We start from the raw sequence: 21,367 nt of genomic DNA on the forward strand, positions 1-21,367 counted from the left end.
TTGCGAACACACACCAAAAACCAAGGACACAGCCCTCATGGATCGTAGACGCCAAATTCTCCAGCATCAACAGCAACGTTTTCGCCGCCATGCTTCGAACTGTGATGCCTATGCTTTTTTCAACCTCCTCACGGCTCCCGAGCTGCTACAGCGCGTCGAGTCAGCACTGCCAGAGCATCGAGAGCGCCTGTTTCCACCAACCGAAACCCTTTCGATGTTTCTGGCTCAAGCGATGAGTGCCGATCGCTCCTGTAGCGGCATGAAACCCAACAGCACTCGCACGGGCGCCTTCTGTAAAGCCAGACAACGCTTACCGGTGGAAATGGTATCCACGCTGGTTCGGCATACCGGTTCGTCTATCAGTGATCAGGCACCGTCCTCGTGGCGCTGGATGGGGCGACCCGTACGCCTTGTCGACGGGACAACGGTTTCGATGCCCGATACGACTGCCAATCAAGGTGCCTATCCGCAGTCACGCGGCCAGAAAGTCGGTCTTGGTTTTCCGTTGTGTCGAGTGGTCGGCATCGTTTGCCTCTCCAGCGGTGCCGTTTTAGATGCCGCCCTTGGACGTTTCCGAGGCAAGGGCGGCGATGAGCAGACGCTGCTCAGATCAATGCTCGATACGCTGAAAACAGGCGACATTTTGTTGGGCGACGCTTATTACGCTACCTATTTCCTGCTGTGCGAGTTGCAACGAAGAGGTATCGATGGCGTGTTCGAACAATATGGCGCTCGACGGCGCAGCACGGACTTTCGCCTGGGGCAAAGTCTCGGCTCGGAAGACCATCTGATCGAGTTGAAAAGGCCCGAAAGAAGACCCCCCTGGATGAGTCAAACGCAATACGAACAGGCGCCTGAAAGACTGACAGTGCGGGAGCTGAAGGCTGGCGGAAAGACGTTGGTGACCACGTTGCAGTGTCCACAACAAACACCCAAGTCAGCCCTCAAGTCACTGTACAAAGGGCGTTGGCATGTCGAACTGGATCTGCGCAATCTCAAGGCTACGCTGGGGCTGGGAAAGTTGAGCTGTAAAACTCCGGGCATGGCTGTCAAGGAGTTATGGGTCTATCTGTTGGCACACAATCTGATCCGTATGCTCATGGCACAATCGGCTCTGTTAGCAGACTGCTTGCCTCGCGAACTGAGCTTCAAGCACAGCCTTCAGCTATGGCTTGCGCTGCGACAATATAGGGGCCTTGAAGACGAGGACGGCCTGTCAGACTTATTGATGCTGATCGCGCAAAGGCGCGTTGGAAACCGGCCTGGTCGAATCGAGCCGCGAGCCATAAAACGAAGACCTCAAGCCTACCCCTTGCTGACCAAACCACGTCGGTCAGCATGTAGTGGTCAACTAATCCCGGACACGGTTTTGAGTTTTTCTTCAGTTTTCGCCGGGGCCAACCCATCGTTAAATTGATGGGGTCGGATCCAGTTGTAGTGATGCATCAGGTACTGGCTGATGTCTCGCTGAGCTTGCTGGCCGGTCATGTAGCCAGTGGTCGGTATCCATTCTGTTTTCAAACTGCGAAACACCCGTTCCATCGGCGCATTATCCCAGCAATTTCCTCGGCGACTCATGCTCTGGCGCATACGGTAGCGCCACAGTCGTTGGCGAAATTGGCGGCTGGCGTACTGCGATCCTTGATCCGAGTGAAACAGCAACCCCTGAGGCTTTCCACGTTGTTCGTAAGCCACGTCCAGCGCCTTGACCACCAGATCTGCATCCGGCTTTTCTGATAACGCCCAGCCCACAACTCGACGCGCGTAGAGATCCAGGACAACCGCAAGGTAGTGCCATTTACCCTGCGCCCAAATGTAGGTGATATCGCCACACCAGACCTGGTTGGGCGCCTCGACATCAAACTCCCGGTTCAAGATGTTCGGGATATCAGGCCGCTCCACCGTCGCTTTTTTGTAGGCGTGTGATCCCGGCTGCTTGCTGACCAGCTCCAGTTCGCGCATCAGGCCGCGTACCTTGAACCGCCCGATTTGCTCACCCTCTTCTTGCATCATCACGGTGATGCTGCGGCTGCCCGGCGCACTTCGCCCCCGGGTGAACAACTCGTTCACTCGACTACGCAGCCTGAGCCGCTCAACGTCAGGGGTTAGCCGTCTGAGACGATGTGCGTAGTAACTCGAGCGGGCGACTTCGAACACCTCGCACAAGCAATCAACTGGCTCATGGACGCTTAACTGATTGATCAGCGCGTACGCTCGAGATCTTCCGACATCAAGAGCGCGGTAGCCTTTTTTAGTATCGATTTCTCGCGCTCAAGGCGAGCGATCCGAGCTTCCAGCTCCTGGATTTTTTGCTGCTCTGGAGTTAGCGCCTTGCTCTGTGGGGTGATGCCTGTGCGCTCCTGCTGAAGCTGGTCGACCCAACGGCGCAGAACCGATTCGCCAACGCCGAGCGAGCGGCTGGCCTCGATGAAGCTGTAGTTTTGCTTGAGCACGAGGTCGGCAGCCTCGCGTTTGAATTCAGCGGAAAAGGTACGGCGTTGCTTGGTCATCTGACACCTCGATCTGGCGGGTATTCTCGCCTAAATGGGTGTCCGGAATCATTAGACCACTACAGCAAGGGCGGATGTTAGGAAGAGTGGGCATGCCAAACATGTTAAGTAAGTGCCATTCAAATCTGTCCCCTTTTCGCTCTAAAAATAAATCTGTCCCCTTTTCGTACTAAACCACATCGGTCAGCAAGGGCGGATGTTAGGAAGAGTGGGCATGCCAAACATGTTAAGTAAGTGCCATTCAAATCTGTCCCCTTTTTGTCTTTCGCCCCCTTTTTTCGGTTGAGCACTGTGGCTTTTTTATCAAGGTTTATCTTTGAGCCTTTCGAGCACTGAGATTGTATTTTTTTCAGGCAAAACAAAATAAGCTGAAAAACCTGTGAATAACATAGCTACAAAAAAAACCGCCACTAGCAAAAAACCATAACCAGAAATATAAGTCTTCTGCCCTCCACCATTAATCACAAGAATAATAAGCAACCCCCATAGTGAGGCTACAGAACCACCAATTATAGAAATAGCCCGCAAGGCACTTGCCGTTTTTCTAACCTTCTGTACCACCACAAAAAAACCAAAAACAGAAAATGGAATAATAAATACCAACTCAGCCATGAGCGGCGCCATGACAAGCACCAACATACTCTCAGCCCCTCGCACCTCACCCAACAAGCGCGGATTACTAACCAAATGAAAAATCGTTACTATCAGGGCAACGATCCCAACTACAAACCCCGTCAATAATGGGCACAGCACAAATACTGTAAAAACCCTCATAGACGGATATCGTCCATTACTCATGGCGCACACCCTTGCGTCGCATTATAACCTAGCAGCTTGCAACCGAACTCTACCCTGGACTTATAATCCAAAATATCGACCCCGCCCGCCACCCCTTGCTTATCACCCGAAAAGTACTTAACAACATGATTAACATAAAACAAAAAGGGGACAGATTTGAATGGCACTTACTTAGCAGCTAACCACTTGAGCTGAAAGCAAAAAATGAAGAAGGGCTGGTCTTGGTCTACGGTGATAGTTGCGAACACACACCAAAAACCAAGGACACAGCCCTCATGGATCGTAGACGCCAAATTCTCCAGCATCAACAGCAACGTTTTCGCCGCCATGCTTCGAACTGTGATGCCTATGCTTTTTTCAACCTCCTCACGGCTCCCGAGCTGCTACAGCGCGTCGAGTCAGCACTGCCAGAGCATCGAGAGCGCCTGTTTCCACCAACCGAAACCCTTTCGATGTTTCTGGCTCAAGCGATGAGTGCCGATCGCTCCTGTCAGAACGCCGTCAACGATTTCTCCATCAAGCGATCCTGTAGCGGCATGAAACCCAACAGCACTCGCACGGGCGCCTTCTGTAAAGCCAGACAACGCTTACCGGTGGAAATGGTATCCACGCTGGTTCGGCATACCGGTTCGTCTATCAGTGATCAGGCACCGTCCTCGTGGCGCTGGATGGGGCGACCCGTACGCCTTGTCGACGGGACAACGGTTTCGATGCCCGATACGACTGCCAATCAAGGTGCCTATCCGCAGTCACGCGGCCAGAAAGTCGGTCTTGGTTTTCCGTTGTGTCGAGTGGTCGGCATCGTTTGCCTCTCCAGCGGTGCCGTTTTAGATGCCGCCCTTGGACGTTTCCGAGGCAAGGGCGGCGATGAGCAGACGCTGCTCAGATCAATGCTCGATACGCTGAAAACAGGCGACATTTTGTTGGGCGACGCTTATTACGCTACCTATTTCCTGCTGTGCGAGTTGCAACGAAGAGGTATCGATGGCGTGTTCGAACAATATGGCGCTCGACGGCGCAGCACGGACTTTCGCCTGGGGCAAAGTCTCGGCTCGGAAGACCATCTGATCGAGTTGAAAAGGCCCGAAAGAAGACCCCCCTGGATGAGTCAAACGCAATACGAACAGGCGCCTGAAAGACTGACAGTGCGGGAGCTGAAGGCTGGCGGAAAGACGTTGGTGACCACGTTGCAGTGTCCACAACAAACACCCAAGTCAGCCCTCAAGTCACTGTACAAAGGGCGTTGGCATGTCGAACTGGATCTGCGCAATCTCAAGGCTACGCTGGGGCTGGGAAAGTTGAGCTGTAAAACTCCGGGCATGGCTGTCAAGGAGTTATGGGTCTATCTGTTGGCACACAATCTGATCCGTATGCTCATGGCACAATCGGCTCTGTTAGCAGACTGCTTACCTCGCGAACTGAGCTTCAAACACAGCCTTCAGCTATGGTTGGCGCTGCGACAATATGGCAGCCCTGAAGAAGAGGATGGCCTATCAAATTTACTGACGCTGATCGCTCAAAGGCGCGTTGGAAACCGACCTGGTCGTATCGAGCCGCGAGCCATAAAACGAAGACCTCAAGCCTACCCCTTGCTGACCAAACCACGTCGGTCAGCAAGGGCGGATGTTAGGAAGAGTGGGCATGCCAAACATGTTAAGTAAGTGCCATTCAAATCTGTCCCCTTTTCGTACTTCACCACGACCGGCACAGTATTGACTATCTCTATTGCTGAGACTTCAATAAATCAAGGCGACTCAGAATCAACCTCTTGAAGTCCTCTTCCATCTCGAATCCAAGACATTTTTCAAGATCTGCAATAGCGGCGTTATCATCTCCCAATTCGTGCAAAACATTAGACCTATTGTAGTAGGCTAAAGGATAGCTCGGGTCTAACCCAATGGCTTGAGCAAAATACTTGAGCGCATCTGGAAATTGCTTCAATTCAAAATAGATTGTAGCCACAGTGCTATAAGCTGACGCATCAGCATACCCAAGCGCAAACGCCCGCTCCAAATCACTGAGCGCCATATCGAATTTCTTCAGCATTGCATACGCTGTACCACGATCAGCATATGCCAAAGCATTGTCTGGATCGATGTGGATGACATCCCCGTATAAACCAAGCGCATCATCACTCCGACCTTGGGACAGGAATCCTCTCGCTCTCATGCAAAAGGCGGATAGGTCAATCTTCTTTTCATTCATGCAACCACTCCTCGATAAATTCTGTATTCAACACTCACCGCTGTTCAATTCCCTCAATCAGACTTAATAGATAAGTTTCCATGATATCGAAGCGGATCGCCGTCGCATACGGGCGTTTCGGATCTTGTCGTGAACATTCTCTAATCGAAGATGGAACATCTTCACTTAGCCACAATTCCTTATGCTGGAAGATCGCGTATAAATCCCCCTCAATCTCCTCCACGACCATATGCCCGTGCCAAGCATCCTCATACAGTTTTCCAGAAATCAATTTGACAAATAAAAGAGCTTTATCTCCAACAGCTAAAGCCACATCTCCCCAGCTTCCACCAGATCGAACGAATTCAATCTCTGAACCAAGGGAAGCGCTGTCAATCCCTTTTCCTGTCGTATATATCCGCTCAACCTTTGCCCGCAATATTTGTGGGCGTGGCGCATCAACAACATTGACCAAAACGAGATCATGCCTCGCCACCTTGTCAAATAAAAAACTTAACTCCCTGCTCATTTTGGTGGCATCCAAGGCGTCCCTATTTTCTCAAGCTCGGGCATATAAGTCCTCATTATTCCGGTACTTTCCGGGATCGGTATTCCAAGACTACTCGGGAAAGTGGCGCAATTAAAGTAACAGCCGACAGGTGCGGCTCCACCTTTTGGTGGGAAGCCGTAAACCACATTGTCCATAGGGTTACCAACCCCTATTGAATCATGTGCCGCTTTCATGGCATCAAACTGCGCTTGTGAAACTGGAATTTTCTGCTGATACACAGTCTGCGGAACCCGGCCACGACCTACCGTCGGGTTATTCGCTACCGATTCAAAAACGGTGGTGTCGTTGGAAATAACACCAGGGTAGCTTGCGCCATTTCTAAGGGATTGAACGGCATCGTAGGCAGACATTCCTTCACGTACGCTTGGGCCAAAACCGTAGATTGTTTTCCCGCCATCGAACGAGTAACCCACATGCCCCGTGACCGCATATGGGTGGGGAGCATCAGCAGCTAACAAATCAGAGGTGGAACCCGCCCCACGGAAACCAAAAAGACTGACTGTTTGGTCGGCGGCACTATTTGTCCCAACTTTAGCGAGAGCAGCTCCAGCCCCTTCTGCCACGTTTCCAGCTGCTGCGTCAATTCGAGAGACCCCAGAGGATAAGCCAGCTACCCCCGCCCTAGAGCCCCACGCCCCCAAGATCCCAACCCCACCCAGGATAATATTGCCGGCAGCGTCTGTGTAGTCACCGTTACTCCCCTGCCATACCCCATACCCTACTTGGCCCAAACTGTTTGCCGCACCTATAGCAGCAATACCCAACCCAAGACTACCCGGCAACGCGTACAGGGCGGGCGTACCAATATTTGACAGGCCCTGCTGCTCATCCGTGATGAGCTGATTTTGAGTCGTGAGGTTATAGAGTATTTCGTTTTCGCTTTTTTGCCGCGGATTCAGCAGCAGCGACCAGAGACCTCCGGCGGCCTCTTGTGCTGCATCAGTAGCTGCGATTTTTTGTTCGGTGGTGTCGGCGTAAGGAAAATCATAAGTCTTGTATGGATTACCGTTTTTCAGCAGATCCTGTTTCATAGTGAGTGCTTTGTCGGGACCATATTTAGCCGCCAGCTCCGAGTAATACGCCCCCACATAGCCATCAAGCGTGGTTTGTTCCTCAGCAGTAAGAGATTTAGGATCCGCCAGGTACTTGGCGAGCAATCCGTCGCTACGGTGGTCTGTCTGTTCAGATATTTTTAGCAGAGTTTCAGTCTGCAGTGATCGATCACCGGCCTCCATTGCGGCGCGGGCTTCAGCTAGCTTCTGTTGTGAGTTCGGTCCCAGAAAATTGTTCAGCGTAGCGTTTTCCGCCACGGAAGCAGCAATTGCAGGATCGCCCCCCGTCGCCGTCGCGGCAAGGATCCCCATCAGCCCTGACATGGCAACCAGCCTCTTCTGCCCTTCCTGTGTGGTCACGATGTTGGCCGTAGCAGGATCAGGCATGACCCAGTCGGACAACGTCTGAACGGCAGCTTCATCAAAACCGGCCGCAAGCGCACCAGTTTTAAAATCCCCGCCTTGGGCGACGGACAGTACGCCCCCAAGCAACGCGTGCAGGCCAATCTTCGTCAGCGAGCCATTGGGTAAGGTGGTACCACCGATATCGTTGGCCAATGTCGCGCCGCCGACATTAATCGCTGCGCCCGCCAGCGAGCTAACTAGGTTGTCTTTCAGGCTCCCGCCTTCAATGACAGTTTTCGCTGCTGCGTCGGCAACTGACGTAACAGCGGCCTTTTCAAGGGTGTTCACACTGAACACCGCAGGGTTGTAAGGCATCGTGTAGCCTATCCCGGCCGTGATACCAGCCAGCGCATATCCTTTCAGGCTGGATGATGAGGTCATGTCCTTCAGAGTTGCGCCCAGGTTCCCCCTGTTGTTGATCATACTGACGGCACCGGTACTGGCCATCGAGGTCAGCGCAGCCGAAGCCATCACATTGCCCCAACCTGCCGCCGTAAACTCTGCCCCCGCCGCAATGGCCTCAGACGTAGTTGCAGCGGCCATCGCAGTTCCAGAGCCCGCCGTCGCACTTGCCGCAGTCCCCACCGCAGCACTCGCCGCCCCCGCAGTCAACACCGTGACGATAATAATGATCGCCAACATCGCCCCGGCGCCCAGCCCGGAATGGCTGTACTTGAAGGAGTCGTGCACTTCCTTAACCTGCCGCCAATCCACATCCCCACGCTTCTCGGCATCCTTGAGCCAGGCCAGTTGCGGGTCGGCCTTGACCATCGCGTCAATGGTCTGACTGACGGTGTTCTGGTTGATTTGCTTGACGTCGATGTGCAGGCCATCGACGGCTTTGATCACCAGATTGCCTTGAGCCACCAGTTGGCTCTGACGCAGGGTTTCATCCGTGTTGCCTTTGCCTTCCATGGAGTTCCAGGCGAGGTCGCTGTCGCTCTTCTCATGACTCTCCTGATGCAGGTCCTTCACCCCTTCAAAGGTGATGGCTCCACCGCTTTGCAGGGTCAGGTCCTTACCGCTTTCGAGCTTGGCCACCTGATACTTCTGATCCCCACCACTGACCAGGGTCAGATCCCCACCGGTCTTGATCTCGCTCCCCACATTAGTGACCTTGGTCACTTCATCACGCTGGGTTTTCTTGCTGCCCCAACTGCCTTTTTTCTTCATGTCGTACAGCGAGTAATCGCTGTCTTGTGCGGCCAGCAGTTCGAGCTTGTCTCCGGCGACCAGATACGCTTCGTCGCCCGCGCTGATGCGGCTGGAGATCAGCGTCATGTCCTTACCCGCACTCAACGCAACGCTGCCACCGGCAGTCACGGTGCTGGAGATCTGTTTGACATGATCCTCCTGACGGGTCTCCTTCTTGGTCTTGGAGTAGGAGTGGCTCTCGTCCGCTGCCGAGGCCAGGGTCAGGTTTTCCGTCGCGGCCATGGCGATGTTGCGCTTGGCTTCGATCTGGCTGGCGATGGCCGAGAGGTCGCGGCCGGCGTTCATGTGCAGGTCGCGGCCGGCGCTGACGGTGGCGCCATATTGGGTGACGGAGCTACCGTTTCTATTCGAGCCGTAGTCGTCCTTGTTACGGCTCTCAGTGGCCTCGATATTGATGTCCCGCCCGGCGCTGATCACCGTATCGCCACCACTTTGCAGCACGCTGCCGCTATTGCTGACATCGCGCCCGGCCTGGAGGCTCAGGTTGTTGGCCGCTTCGATTCGGGCGGCGCTGTCGACGAACGTCCGTTGCTGGCTGTAGCTGTCGACGCTGCTGTTGTGGGTGGTCACGCTACGTTCGTTGATCACGTCGCCGTTGACCGCCCTCAGGCTCACATCACGTCCGGCAATGATGCCGCCGGCCTTGTTGACGAGGTTGTTGCCCGCCAACAGGTCAAGGCGATTGCCGGCTTCCACCAGGCCACTGTTGACCAGGTCGTTGCCGGCAGCCGCTGACAGGTTGTTGCTGGCCCGCAAAGTACCGGCGTTGTTCAGGTCCTTGCCGGCGATCAGTGATACGTCGCTGCCCTGAATCAGCGCGCCGTTAGCGGCCAGACGGTTGTTGGCATTGGCCAGGTACAGCACCGGCACCAGCACTTGCTCGCCGTTCACCTCGGCGTTTTCCATCCAGACGATGTCGTGGGTCAGGGCCGCGACCTGTTCAGAGGTCAGGCTCACGCCCAGCGACAGGTTGAGCTGCTGCTTGCTGGTGATGGCGTTGTTCATCAGGTACTTGAACAGTGCAGCGTCCGAGTTCTGGCCGTCGATGAAACGCTGGCCGGTGCGGGCGACCACCGCTTGCTGAATCAGCTTTTGCTCGTAGAGGCCGTCACCCAGACGTTTGGCGCTTTTGTCCGGGTCGTAGCCGAGGTTCGCCAGCAGGTAGTCCGAGCTCATGAACTGCTTGAGGTCGGTGAGCACCGGGTTGGTTTCGATCAAGTACTTCTGCGGGTTGGACTTGAACGAGGTATCCGGCAGGCCCTGGACCCGAGCCACGGTCTGACTGGCCACGGGGGTACCGATCAGCGGAGTGCTGACTGTCGGGGCAGTGATCGAGGCGCCGGGAGTTTGAGTATTCACGGGCGGCACAAGAGGCGCGGCCACAGGAGCGGTCACGGTGGCCAACGGGTCACGCGGGTTGAGCGGTAGTGTTGGAACGCTCAGGTCTGGACCGGTAGCGACCGCGCTATGGCTGGCGCCATCGACATGCACGGTCCCCACCTGAGTGATCGCTCCAGCGTTGCCTTCATGGCCCGGCAACAGCAGGGTGCCGCCATTGTCGGCGGGAGCACTGACCGTGATTGCGCTAGCGTTCACGTTGCTGTCGGTGACCTGACGGGTGATCCGGGTCAGTTGCCGGTCACTGGAGGCCACTTGGGCGATATCACCGATCTGGACGCTACGCGCCTGAACCTCCGGCAGGTTTTGTTGACGCTGAGCGGTGCTGACCGAGGCGCTGCCCATGGTCCAGCTTTGCGGGCCGATGTTGGCCTGAGTCGCCTGCTGAACCGCCCCGCCTTGCCCGCTCAAGCGAAACAGGCCGTTTTGCCCAGAGGGCAAGCTGAAACCCGGTAGCGCGAGGGGGTTGACCTGCTGCTGGGCCAGGTTCGGTGGCAGTTGGGCATTGATCCGGACCACGACCGGCGCGCCCGCTCCGGCTACCTGAGTGCCCTGGACTTTGTTGGCTCCAGCGCTGAACCCGTAGTCCTGATGAATAACGCTATTGGTCAGGTCCTGGGTCGCGGAGATCGAGACATTGCCGCCCGCCTGGATAACAGCACTGCGGCTTGAGCCAATGCCGTCCTTGGCGGCTTCGACGTCACCGGTCAAGGTGTATCCCTGCGTGGGTGACAGCAGTTGACTGGGCAGCGCTACCAGGTTGTTGGGGTCATACTGGGATTGCGGTTTGGTGCTTAAATAGTTGTAAATAGGGGGTAAGTCGAAGGTATTCACTGTCACATTAGTAACAGCGTCCCTGAACCGAATAACCGGTATCTGATCCCCGTCATGCCCACCTATGCGGCGCATAGAATCCACCGCGAGTGCCCTACTCAGGCCACCAGAATCATTGATGTAGTAGATGTTCGGAAAATCAGGATTGTTTCGCGCGTTGTAATTAAACGCAGCGCCAGCAAACTCATTGATTAAATCCTTATCAATATCACCCGTCCGATAGCTGCGCGTGCGCTCAATCGTGCCGCTGACTGCCCCTACGTTTTTCACATTATCGGCCTGAATGGCAATATTACCGCCGGCACTGATAGTGCTTTTGCTATTGAGAAAGCTGCCACCGCGAAAGGTAAAGTCGCCTCCCGCCGAGAGCGACGCGGTGGCACTGGTGTCGTTGTCCTGCCCTTCGAAAGTCTCACGAGCGACGATACTGGCAGCGTAATCATTCCCCCAACATTCGATGCATTTAATCGCGATAAAACCCGAGACCAACTTGCGCCCCAGGCTGAAACCCTCCGTGCGGTTCTCGAAGTTGGCGGCATTGATGCTGAACTTGCCGGTGCTTTCCAGCGACCCGGAGATATTGCTGACCTGGGCCGCCTGGGCCGCGCCGCCATAACCGTCGATGCTGACGGCACCCAGGCTGTAAAGCTGGGCCGAATGGTTGGTGAAGCTGTTGACCTGCAACGCCGTGTCGCCACCGCTGAAGATCAAACCATTCTGATTCAGCAAGCTGGACGTACTCAACCGCAGATTGCCACTGCTGCCCAGGGTCCCGTAGTTATTGATTGACCCGGCATTGACAGTCATCCCGGTGGCAGACGTCATCCGACCATAGTTGTTGAGTGGGCCGCCGACATTGATCGAGGCGTCCCCGCCACTGGCAACACTGGCCGCACCGCCCAGAGTCATCGAGGCGGCTGTCAGCCCCAGATTGCCCAGGCTGCTGTAGCGACCGTTGCCGCCATAATTGCCGCCCAGCGCAAGGCTGGCCGTACCATCACTGGCAATCAAACCATCGTTGTTCCAGTTGACCCCGTTACCCACCAGGCTGGTGGACGCCAGCAATTGCCCACTGCCGGTCTGGTTCAGGTTGTTGACGTTGACGGTCAGGCGCCCGGCCTGAATCACGCTGCTGTTGGTCCAGCTGTCAGCCGTGAGCGTAAGCCCGCCGCGAGTGACGAGGCTGCCGCCGGCATTGGTGATGTTGGCCGTAGCGATATCAAACGTGCCGGTGCCGACGTGCAGCAAGCTACCGCCCTGGTTCAGGAAACCCGCTGCGTTGAGCGTCAGGTCACTGTTGGCGGTTTCCAGCTTGCCGTTGCGGTTGTCAAACAAACCACCAATCTGGAAGTCGGTCTTGCCACTGGTGCCCAAGGCGCGCAACTGGCCGGTCTGGTTGTCGAGGCTGGCGGCGCGCACGCTCAGGGTGCTGTCGCTCTCGATGATGCCGAGGCGGTTGTTCAGGGCGCCGGTGAGATTCAGGTCGATCTGGTTGCCGGCGATCTGGCCGTCGTTGTCGCCGCTGTTGTCGAAGTTGTTGCCGGTGACGCTGACCCGGCCTTTGGCGTAGAAACCACCATTGCGGTTGTCGAAATCGCGGGTGGCGATGATCGCATCGCCGCTTTGCGCCGAAATGCGGCCGCCGTAGTTATCGATGCCGCCCCATGCACTGAGGTTCAGACGCTGTGCCTGAACGATACCGCCCTGACGGTTGTTGGTCAGGTCGTAACCGTTTTTCAGCACACCAACGACGCGCGCTTCGAGTGCGCCCTTGATGCTGGCGAGGGTGCCGCCGCGGTTGTCCAGATTATTGGCACTGACCGTAAGGTCACCGTTCTGGGCCAGGAGCCGGCCGCTCTGGTTGTCGATATCGCTCGCTACGGACAGGTTCATCGCGCCCAGGCTTTGCACAGTGCCCTTGGCGTTGGCCAGGCTGGCGGCGGTGAGTTGCAGGTTGCCGTTCTGGCTGTAGATCAGGCCGTCGCCGCTGTTCTGGACGGCGCCGGAGGTGGTGATGACGAGGTTGTTGTTGCTCGCGACGGTGCCGCGATTGCGGTTGTCGAGGCCACCCGTGAGCAGGGTCATCAGACCTTGGCTGGCCAGTTGACCGCCCTGGTTGTTGATCTGGCTGCTGCGCTGGATCAGCAGCGGGCCGGCGCTGGCGAGTTTGCCATGGGTGTTGGTCAATGCGCCGAGCAGGTCGAGGGTGAGCGCACCGTTACTGACCAGGCTGCCGGCGCTGTTGTCCAGCGTGCTGCCAGTGAAGCTCAGGCTTTGTTGCGCGTTGATCACGCCCGCCGCATTGCCGAGGGTCATGGCTTGCACGGTGAGGGCCGCGCCGCTGTCGATCAGGCCGTTCTGGCCGTTGTTCAGCAGGCCGCTGACTGTCAGGGCCTGGTCAGCGCCGCTGGACAGAATGCCGCCGCTGTTGTCGAGGCTCGCCGCGTTGACGGTCAGCGTCTTCTGGCTGACCAGCGCGCCGGCGCCGCTGTTGAGCAAGGCACCGCTCAAGGTCACGCCAAGGTTGCCGCTGCGGCTGGAGAGCGTGCCGTTGTTGCGGTTGTCGAGGCTGCCGCTGTTGACTGTCAGTCCCTGCCAGCCAGAGATCAAACCGCCCTGGTTGAGCACGGTGTCGCCTGTCAGGCCCAACTGATTGTTGCTGATCAGTTTGCCGCCGCCGTTATCCAGGGTGCGTCCGGCCAGGGTGAAGCTCTGGCTGCTGGAGACTTCGCCGCTCTGGTTGTTCAGGTCGCGCAGGCGGCTGATGCTCAGCGGGCCTTTGGCGGTGATCAAACCGTTCTGGTTGCTCAGGTCGCCACCGCTCAGGTCAAGCGTGATCCCGGCATCGCTCAGCAAACGCCCGCCGTTTTGGCTCAGTGCGCCCAGGTTCAGTGCGATATCGCCTTTAGCCGAGACTTCGCCGCCATTGCTGGAGTTCAGGCTGTTGGCGGTCAGGGTTAAACCACCCTGGCTGTTGATCAGGCCGTTGGTGCTGTTGTTCAGCGCCATCGCGTTGAGGGTCACGGCACTGCCACCGAGCAGGACGCCGCCCTGGTTGTTCAGGTCGGCGCTGCTCAGCGTCAGGTTCTGTGCCGCGTTGATCAGGCCTTTATTTGGGTTGCTCAGCAAACCCGCGACATTCAGGGTCAGGTCGCTGCGACTGTTAAGGGTGCCGTCAGCGTTATCGAGGCTGGCGGCGCGTACGTCGAGGGCTGCTGCGGCAATCTGGCCCTTGAGGTTGGTCAAGGCTTGGTTGATCCGCAGGATCATGGCCTGGTTGCTGAGGACTTTGCCGTTGCTGTTGTCGAGGCTGTCAGCGGCGAGACTAAAGGCCTGGGCGCTGGAGATTTCGCCGCCCTGGTTGTTAACGCCCTTGAGGTTATTGAGCACCAGTGACGGGGCATTGATCAGGCCGTTCTGGTTATTCAACTGGCCTTGGTGCAGGTCAAGGCTGAGGCTGGTGTTGCTGAAGAGTTTGCCGCCCATCTGATCGAGGCCGGTGACGCTGGCCGTCAGTGCCTTGGCGCTGCCGATGCTGCCACCGTTCTGGTTGGTGACCTGGCCGGCGGTGAGGGTCAGGCTGTCGCCACTGTTCAGGCGACCGTTCTGGCTGTTGTCGAAGGTGCCCGTGGTCACGCCAACCGCGCCCTTGCCGCTGATCACCCCTTGTTGACGGTTGTCGAGGCTGGCGCTGGTCAGATCGACGCTGCCGTCACTGACCAGTTGCCCGCCCTGGTTGCCGAGCGCACCGCTGGCATTGACCTTCAAGGCACCGGCACTCGACAGGCTGCCACCGGTGTTGCTCAGGTTGGCGCTGTTGACGTCGAGCTGGCCTTCGCTGCTGATCAGGCCTTGATTGTTCGTCAGGTCGCTGCTCAGGCCCAGCCGGATATCTTGCCCGCTGAGCAGGTGGCCAGCGGTGTTGTCCAGGGTCTGGCCATCCAGGGTTAACCCGGCCTTGCCATTGATCAGGCCCTGATTGCGGTTGAGCACCTGGCCGAGGGTCATGGTCAAGCCCATGGCGGCGATGATCTGACCGCTGTCGCTGTTGTCCAGGCGGTTGCCGGTCAGGCTGATGTCGGCGCTGCTGGAGAGTTCGCCGCCACGGTTGTCGATATCACCGACATTGAGTTTCAGCGCTTTTGTAGCGCCTACCAGGCCATTCTGGCGGTTGTCGAGCGTGCCGCCGATCAGGCTCAGGGCACCACTGGCGATCAATTGACCGTTCTGGTTATTGAGGGTGGTGACGGTGGCCGACACATCGGCCTTGCCGGCGACCGAGCCGTTGCTGTTGTCGAGACTGTTGGCCGCCAACAACACCACCCCGTCGCCGATCAGGGTGCCGCTCTGATTGGTGAAAGACTGGGTCACGCCCAGATCAACGTCGCCACGGCTGCTGATCAGGCCATGGCTGTTGTCCAGACTGGCACTTCGGCTGTTGAGGGACGCCGCAGAAATCAGCCCGTTAAGGTTGTTCAGGGCCTGAGCGATACGCAGGGTCAGGCCCTGGTTGCTCAGCAGCTTGCCACCGCTGTTGTCGACAGTTTGCGCAGCGACGGTGAAGGCCTGGGCACTGGAGATTTCGCCGTTCTGGTTGGCGATGTCCTTGAGGTGGTTGAGCACCAGCACGGGCCCGTTGATCAGGCCGTTTTGGTTGTTCAGTTGGCCGTTGTTCAGGTCCAGGTCGAGGCGGGTTTTGCTGAAGAGTTCGCCACCTTGTTGATCCAGACGGGTGATGCTGGCCGTCAGGTTTTTTTCGCTGGCAATGCGGCCGGTGGCGCCGTTGCTGACCTGGGTTGCGGTCAGGTCCAGCGTATCGTCACTGGTGAGATGACCGCCCTGGCTGTTATTCAAAATACCGGTGGTGACACGGGTTGCGCCCTTGCCGTTGACCAGGCCTTTCTGGCTGTTATCGAGGCTGGCGCTGGTCAGGGTCAAACCCTGGTCGGTGATGATCGAACCAGCCTGGTTGAGCAACGCCCCCAGGCTGGTGACCGCCAGGGCGCCGGCGCTGCTGAGCTTGCCTGCGCTGTTATCCAGCGTGGCGGCGTTGAGGGTTAATCCGCCTTCGCCGCTGAGCAACCCGGCGTTATTGAGCAGCGCCCCATCCAGGCGGATGTCCAGCCCCTTGAGGCCGGAGAAACTGCCGCTGGTGTTGTCAAGTGTGGTGCCGGCCAGGCGAGCGCTGCCCTTGGCGAACAGCTTGCCCTTGCTCTGGTTGATCAGTTGCGCCACCGTCAGTTGCAGGTCGGTCGCGGACAGCAGTTTGCCGCCGTCGCTGTTGTCCAGACGCTTGCCGGTGAGGTTCAAGCGGTTGTCGGTGCTGGAGATTTCCCCTGCCCGGTTGTCGATCTGCTCGACATTGACGGTCAGCGCGTGTGTGCTGCCCACCAGACCGCCGTTGCGGTTGTCGAGGGTCTTGCCGGTCAGCAGCAAACTGCCCTGGGCGACCAACTCACCGCCCTGCTGGTTCAAGGTGTCGAGGGTAGCGCTAAGGTCAGTCTGACTGGCGATCCGGCCTTTGCTGTTGGTGATGTCCTGGGCCTTGAGCGTCACGGGCCCGACCGCACTGAGCAGGCCACCACTGTTGTCCAGGCGCGAGCCTTCATAGCTGATCGCGGCCTTGCCGGTCAGTACGCCCTTATCGCGGTTATCCAGTTGCCCGACCAGCAGCCCCAGATCCTTGTCAGCTTCGATCAGCCCACCCCGGTTATCCGCCGAATCGCTGCGCAAGGTCAGCCGGTCCTTGCCGGCCAGACTGCCGCCACGGTTATCCAGGCTGCCGGTGGTCAGATCGATGCCACCGGTGGCTCTTGATTTTCCTAGCTCCCGGTTGTCGAAGACACCGCTGATATGCCCCGTCAGCGCGCCATCGGCGGCGAGCAGGCTACCGGCCGCGCGGTTGTCGAGGCTGGCGGCGGTCAGGCTCAGCGCCTTGCCTGAACCGAGGGTGCCGCCGTGGTTATCCAGCGCGCCACCGAGGTCGATGCTCAGCCCCAGGTCTCCCGTCAGGCGGCCCTGGGTATTGTCCAGGCTGGCGGCCTTGAGGGTCGAACTGCCGGCGCTGCCCAGCGCGCCCTTGAGGTTGGTGATGGCGCCATCGACGTTCAGGGTCAGGTCCGCGTCGCTGCCGAACGTGCCTCCGTCGTTGTCGAGGCTACCGGCATGGACATCCAGGCCCTTGGCCGAGACTACCCCTTTGGCTGTGTTCAGCGCTTGGTCGATGCGCAGGATCAGAGCCTGCTGGCTGATGACCTTGCCGCCGCTAGTGTCCAGACTGACCGCATTGAGGCTGAAGGCCTGATTACTGGATATCTCGCCGTTTTGGTTTGCTACGTTTTTGAGGTTGTTCAGCAATAACTGGCCGGGGGCGTTGATCAGTCCGTTCTGGTTATTGAGCTGGCCGTGATTCAGATCGAGGCTCAGCCCGGTGCTGCTGAACAGTTTTCCGTTTTGCTGATCAAGGCCACTGACGCTTGCGGTCAGGGCTTTGGTGCTGGAAATACTGCCTTTGGCGCCGTTGTTGAGCTGGCTGCTGATGAGGTCGAGCGTATCGCCGCTGATCAGTGTGCCGCCCAGGTTGCTGACGGTGCCGAGGCTGGTGAGTTTCAAGTCCTTGACGCTGGAGAGGTTGCCGCCGTCGTTGTTCAGGCTGCCGACGCTGAGCAGAATCGCGCCATCGCCCTTGAGCGTGCCTCGGGCGTTAAGCAACTGTTCGCTCAGTGTCAGGTCCAGCTTGCCTTTGGCGTAGAGATTGCCACCCTGACCGTTGTTCAGTTGCGCAGCCTTGAGGTGTAAACCGGCCTGACCGGACAGCTGACCGTCAAGTTGGTTATTGAGCTGGGCGAGGGTCAGATTGATGTCGCCATTGGCAAGCAGTTGGCCGCCATGGCCGTTGTCCAGTGTCGAGCCCGTCAGGTTCAAGTGGCGTTGGCTGGAGACGTTGCCGCCCTGATTGTCGAGGCTGTCGATGTTCAGGTTCAGGCCCTGGGCAGCGCTCAGCGAACCCGCCTGACGGTTGTCCACCCGGTTGGCATCGAGCGTCAGAGCGCCACCGGCGCTGAGACTGCCGGTACGGTTATCCAGCAACCCCACCGTGCTCAGGTTGAGATCGGCCTTGCTGACGATCCGCCCCTTGAGCTGGTTGTCGAGGCTGGCACTGCCTAAGGTCAGCAGACCGTTCGAGGACACCAACCCAGCCTGGTTCAGCAACTGTCCGGCAATCTTCGCGGTCAGGCTCGAACTCCCCGTCAGTGTGCCTTGGGTGTTATCGAGGCTAGCGCCTTGCACCTTCAACAATTGGCCGGCGGTCATCGAACCCGTGGCGTTGTTGATCGCGCCCTGACTGCTCAACGTCAGACTGTTATCGCCGGTCAGATGCCCCTGACGGTTGTCCAGCTCAGCAACCTGCACAGTGATGTCACGGGCGCTCAGTTTGCCACTCTGGTTGTTCAGGCTGCCGGCGAGCAGCAGGTTCAGCCCGGTGCCAACGTTCATCGTGCCGAGCTGGTTGTTCAGGCTATCGGCCTGCAAATCGAGGGCGGAGGCGGACATCAGCGCCCCGGTGTTGTCCAGGGCTCGGGCGATCCGCAGGACCAGCGCTTGCTCGCTGAGGACTTTGCCGCCGGTATTGTCGAGACTGTCGGCGCTCAGGTTGAAACCCTGTGTACTGGAAATCTCACCCTGCTGGTTACCGACCGCCCCCAGATTGCTCAACAGCAATTGGCCCGGGGCATTGATCAAACCACCCCGGTTATTCAATACGCCGTGATTGAGGTCCAGGCTCAAACGGGTGCCGCTGAACAAGTGGCCGCCGCTGGTTTGATCGAGCCCGGTCGCTCGAACGGTCAGTGCGTTCGCACTATTGATCTGCCCGGCCTGGCTGTTATCCACCTGAGTGGCACTCAGATCGAGGGTATCGTCACTGGAAAGCTGACCGCTCTGATTGTGCAGAACGCCTGTCGCGACTTGTGTCGGGCCCTTACCCTGAAGGACACCGTGCTGACTGTTTTCGAGGCTGGCGCTGTTGATACTCAGGCCCGCTCCACTGCTGATCTGACCGCCCTGGTTGTTCAACACGCCGGCGCTGCTGAGGTTCAACCGCCCCTGGCTGGAAACGCTGCCACCGACGCTGTTATCGAGGCTGCCAACGTTCAAATCCAGTGCCGTTTGGCCCGTAATGTGGCCACCGGTGTTGAGCACACTGCCGGCATTGATCGCCAGCGTGTTGCCTGAAACCTGTCCGTTGAGGTTGTTCAAGGCCTGGTTGACGATCAACGCCAGAGACTGCTGGCTAAGGACCTTGCCGCCGGTGTTGTCGAGGCTGGTGGCGGCCAGTGTGAAGCCTTGTTGGCTGGAGATTTCACCGCCCTGGTTGGCGACTGTATTCAGGTTCTTCAGCAGCAACGCGCCGGGTGTGGTGATCAGGGCGTTCTGGTTGTTGAGCACGCCATTATTCAGGTCCAGGGTCAGGCCGGTGGCTGCGCTCAATTGGCCCTGATTGTGCTGGTCCAGACCACTGACACTGGCGGTCAGGACCATGGCGCTGGCGATCCGCCCGGCTTCGCTGTTGTTCACCTGGCCGCTGGTCAGGTTCAACGCGTTGCTGCTGCTCAGCAGGCCCGTTTGGCTGTTGTCGAGGCTGCCGCTGTTGATCACCGCACTGCCGGTGCTCTGGATCTTGCCCGCTTGATGGTTGTCCAGTGCACCGAACGCCGTCAGGCCCAAGGTGCCCTGACTGATGATTGAGCCTTGCTGGCTGTTGTTCAGGGACGCTGCCGCGAGTTGCAGACTGTGCTGGGCGGCCAGGCGACCGCCCTGATTGTTGAAGGCACCGCTGGCATTGATATTCAGGGCGCTGCCAGCCGACACCAGTCCGGCGACGTTATCCAGGGACGCAACATTCAAGGTAACCCCAGCCAGGCTGGAGATTTCAGCAGCGCCGTTACTCAGTGCTCCCACATTGGCGATCAGCTCGCCGTTGCCGGTCACCAGCCCGCCCTGGGTATTGAGCCACTGATTGGCATTGAGGTTCAGGCTACCGGTGCTCAGCACCCGTCCCTTGTTCTGGTTATCCAGCGTCCCGGCGGTGATATTCGCGCTGCTTTGTGCACTCAACGTGCCGCCCTGATTGCTCAGGGTTTGCGCGGTGTTGACCGTCAGGTTGCGGCTGGCGACTACGCTTTTGCCGCTGTTGTTGAGGTTCTGTGCGCTGAGGTTGACGTCACCGTTGGCGTTGCGGCCGGTGTCGGCGTTGACCCCGGCTTCGATGATGCCATTGTTGGTCAACTGGCCGCCGGCACTCAGGCTGATGCTGTCACGAGCAGCGAGGTTTTGCTGGTTGCTCAGATCACCTTGGGTTTGCACGGTGAGGGCGCTGCCGGCGTAGACCGGTCCCTGGGCATTGAGGCTGGCAGCTTTGATGTTCACCGCGCCATTGGCTGCCGAGGTATCGGCCAGGCTCAGGTGGCCGTTGGCATCGAGCTGGATGTCGCCACCGCTGGCGATCAGTTTACCGTCGAGTTTCACCCCGACGCCGGTTTCGGTGCCAACCAGTTTGATCGCGCCGGCGTACATGCCGCCGAGCGCCGAGGAGTCGATCGCCAGTTCCGGTGGCACGCTGCCGTCATTGGCGCGGGCGGTGGCGTTGAGAGTGTCGGCATTGACGTCGTTGCGACCGGCAACGATGGTCAGGTTATTCGCCTGAATCTGGGCGTTGATTTTTGCGCTGCGGGTGATGATTTCGAAGCGGTCGACATTGCTCGCATTGATCCCCGCACCGTCGATGGAGACGCTGCCCTGATCGACCTGAAAGCGATCCAGTCGCCCGTTGTCGAGCACCGGTTTGCCGGTGGTCAAGGTCACCCGTGGGGTGTTGATGAAGCCGCAGCCGTTGCAGCTGATGCCATACGGGTTGGCGACGATCACCCGCGCCGACTGCCCCGCCACTTCGGTGTAACCGTTCAACTGGCTCGGGCTGCCGCCGTTGACTTCGTTGAGGATGGTTTGCGCCGGACCGCTGCCTTTCAGGTTCGGGTTGCCGACGATGAATCCGCCCAGTTGGGTTTGCTGGGTCTGGGTGGAGGCGTTGTTGAGGATCAAACCCTGTTGGGTCACGTTGTAGTCGTGGAACTGGTTATGCGAGAGACCCGTCGCATTGGGTGTGGCGATGTTGACGATCGGCACGCCATTGCCTGCACGGTCCAGCGTCGTACCCGGCGCGCTGACCACAATGCCGTCCGCCTGAGCCCACATCGGCTGCCAGAACATCACGTTGGCGAGGAGGAACGCCAGACCGCGTTTCGGCATGCCGCAGAAATGCTCGCGGGTTTTCAGGGCAGCAGATGGCTGGCCGGCCAGAAAGGCCAGTTGGCGAACGTCCATATTCAGGTCTCGACAGA

At 58.2% G+C, this 21,367-nt stretch carries 7 protein-coding genes; 2 read left to right on the plus strand and 5 right to left on the minus strand.

Annotated elements, in window-relative coordinates; translation table 11 throughout:
- Nucleotides 1-37: 37 nt before the first annotated feature.
- Entirely contained in the window at nt 38-1,417 is a 1,380-nt protein-coding gene (locus tag BLL42_RS06785; RefSeq protein ID WP_236721975.1) for an IS4 family transposase, read from the plus strand.
- Here the strand turns inward: BLL42_RS06785 and BLL42_RS06790 are convergent.
- Nucleotides 1,348-2,510, minus strand: a protein-coding gene (locus tag BLL42_RS06790) for an IS3 family transposase (protein ID WP_129586922.1) whose coding sequence is annotated in 2 segments (ribosomal slippage) — nt 1,348-2,255 and nt 2,255-2,510 — 1,164 coding nt in all. Because the reading frame shifts where the segments join, the coding sequence is not laid out codon by codon here. The two genes, BLL42_RS06785 and BLL42_RS06790, sit on opposite strands and share 70 nt — an antisense overlap.
- Nucleotides 2,511-2,813: 303 nt before the next feature.
- On the minus strand, nt 2,814-3,308 hold the full coding sequence (locus BLL42_RS06800; protein ID WP_071551364.1) for a hypothetical protein: 495 nt from the start codon (nt 3,306-3,308) through the stop codon (nt 2,814-2,816).
- Between the two features lie 275 nt (nt 3,309-3,583).
- Here BLL42_RS06800 and BLL42_RS06805 point away from each other — a divergent pair, with 275 nt between their 5' ends.
- On the plus strand, nt 3,584-4,969 hold the full coding sequence (locus BLL42_RS06805; protein ID WP_071551365.1) for an IS4 family transposase: 1,386 nt from the start codon (nt 3,584-3,586) through the stop codon (nt 4,967-4,969).
- A 61-nt stretch (nt 4,970-5,030) separates the two neighbouring features.
- Here the strand turns inward: BLL42_RS06805 and BLL42_RS06810 are convergent, their stop codons facing one another.
- The 3 genes from BLL42_RS06810 to BLL42_RS06820 are packed head-to-tail and all read right to left on the minus strand — an operon-like array spanning nt 5,031 to nt 21,350.
- The gene (locus BLL42_RS06810; protein ID WP_071551366.1) at nt 5,031-5,513 is read right to left on the minus strand and encodes a tetratricopeptide repeat protein; all 483 of its coding nucleotides are present in this window, start codon (nt 5,511-5,513) and stop codon (nt 5,031-5,033) included.
- Nucleotides 5,514-5,547: 34 nt separating this feature from the next.
- Nucleotides 5,548-6,036, minus strand: a complete 489-nt coding sequence (locus BLL42_RS06815) for a hypothetical protein (RefSeq protein WP_129586935.1) — start codon at nt 6,034-6,036, stop codon at nt 5,548-5,550.
- The gene (locus tag BLL42_RS06820) at nt 6,018-21,350 is read right to left on the minus strand and encodes a two-partner secretion domain-containing protein (protein ID WP_081427292.1); all 15,333 of its coding nucleotides are present in this window, start codon (nt 21,348-21,350) and stop codon (nt 6,018-6,020) included. The genes BLL42_RS06815 and BLL42_RS06820 overlap by 19 nt, the downstream gene beginning before the upstream one ends.
- Nucleotides 21,351-21,367 lie beyond the last annotated feature (17 nt).

The sequence above is a fragment of the Pseudomonas frederiksbergensis genome (genome assembly GCF_001874645.1).
Lineage (GTDB): Bacteria > Pseudomonadota > Gammaproteobacteria > Pseudomonadales > Pseudomonadaceae > Aquipseudomonas > Aquipseudomonas frederiksbergensis_B.

What these genes read in the sequence shown, in the direction of transcription:
- BLL42_RS06810 (WP_071551366.1), bottom strand. Translation starts at nt 5,513, where the DNA reads ATGAATGAAAAGAAGATTGACCTATCCGCCTTTTGCATGAGAGCGAGA.
- BLL42_RS06785 (WP_236721975.1), top strand. Translation starts at nt 38, where the DNA reads ATGGATCGTAGACGCCAAATTCTCCAGCATCAACAGCAACGTTTTCGC.
- BLL42_RS06805 (WP_071551365.1), top strand. Translation starts at nt 3,584, where the DNA reads ATGGATCGTAGACGCCAAATTCTCCAGCATCAACAGCAACGTTTTCGC.
- BLL42_RS06800 (WP_071551364.1), bottom strand. Translation starts at nt 3,308, where the DNA reads ATGAGTAATGGACGATATCCGTCTATGAGGGTTTTTACAGTATTTGTG.
- BLL42_RS06820 (WP_081427292.1), bottom strand. Translation starts at nt 21,350, where the DNA reads ATGGACGTTCGCCAACTGGCCTTTCTGGCCGGCCAGCCATCTGCTGCC.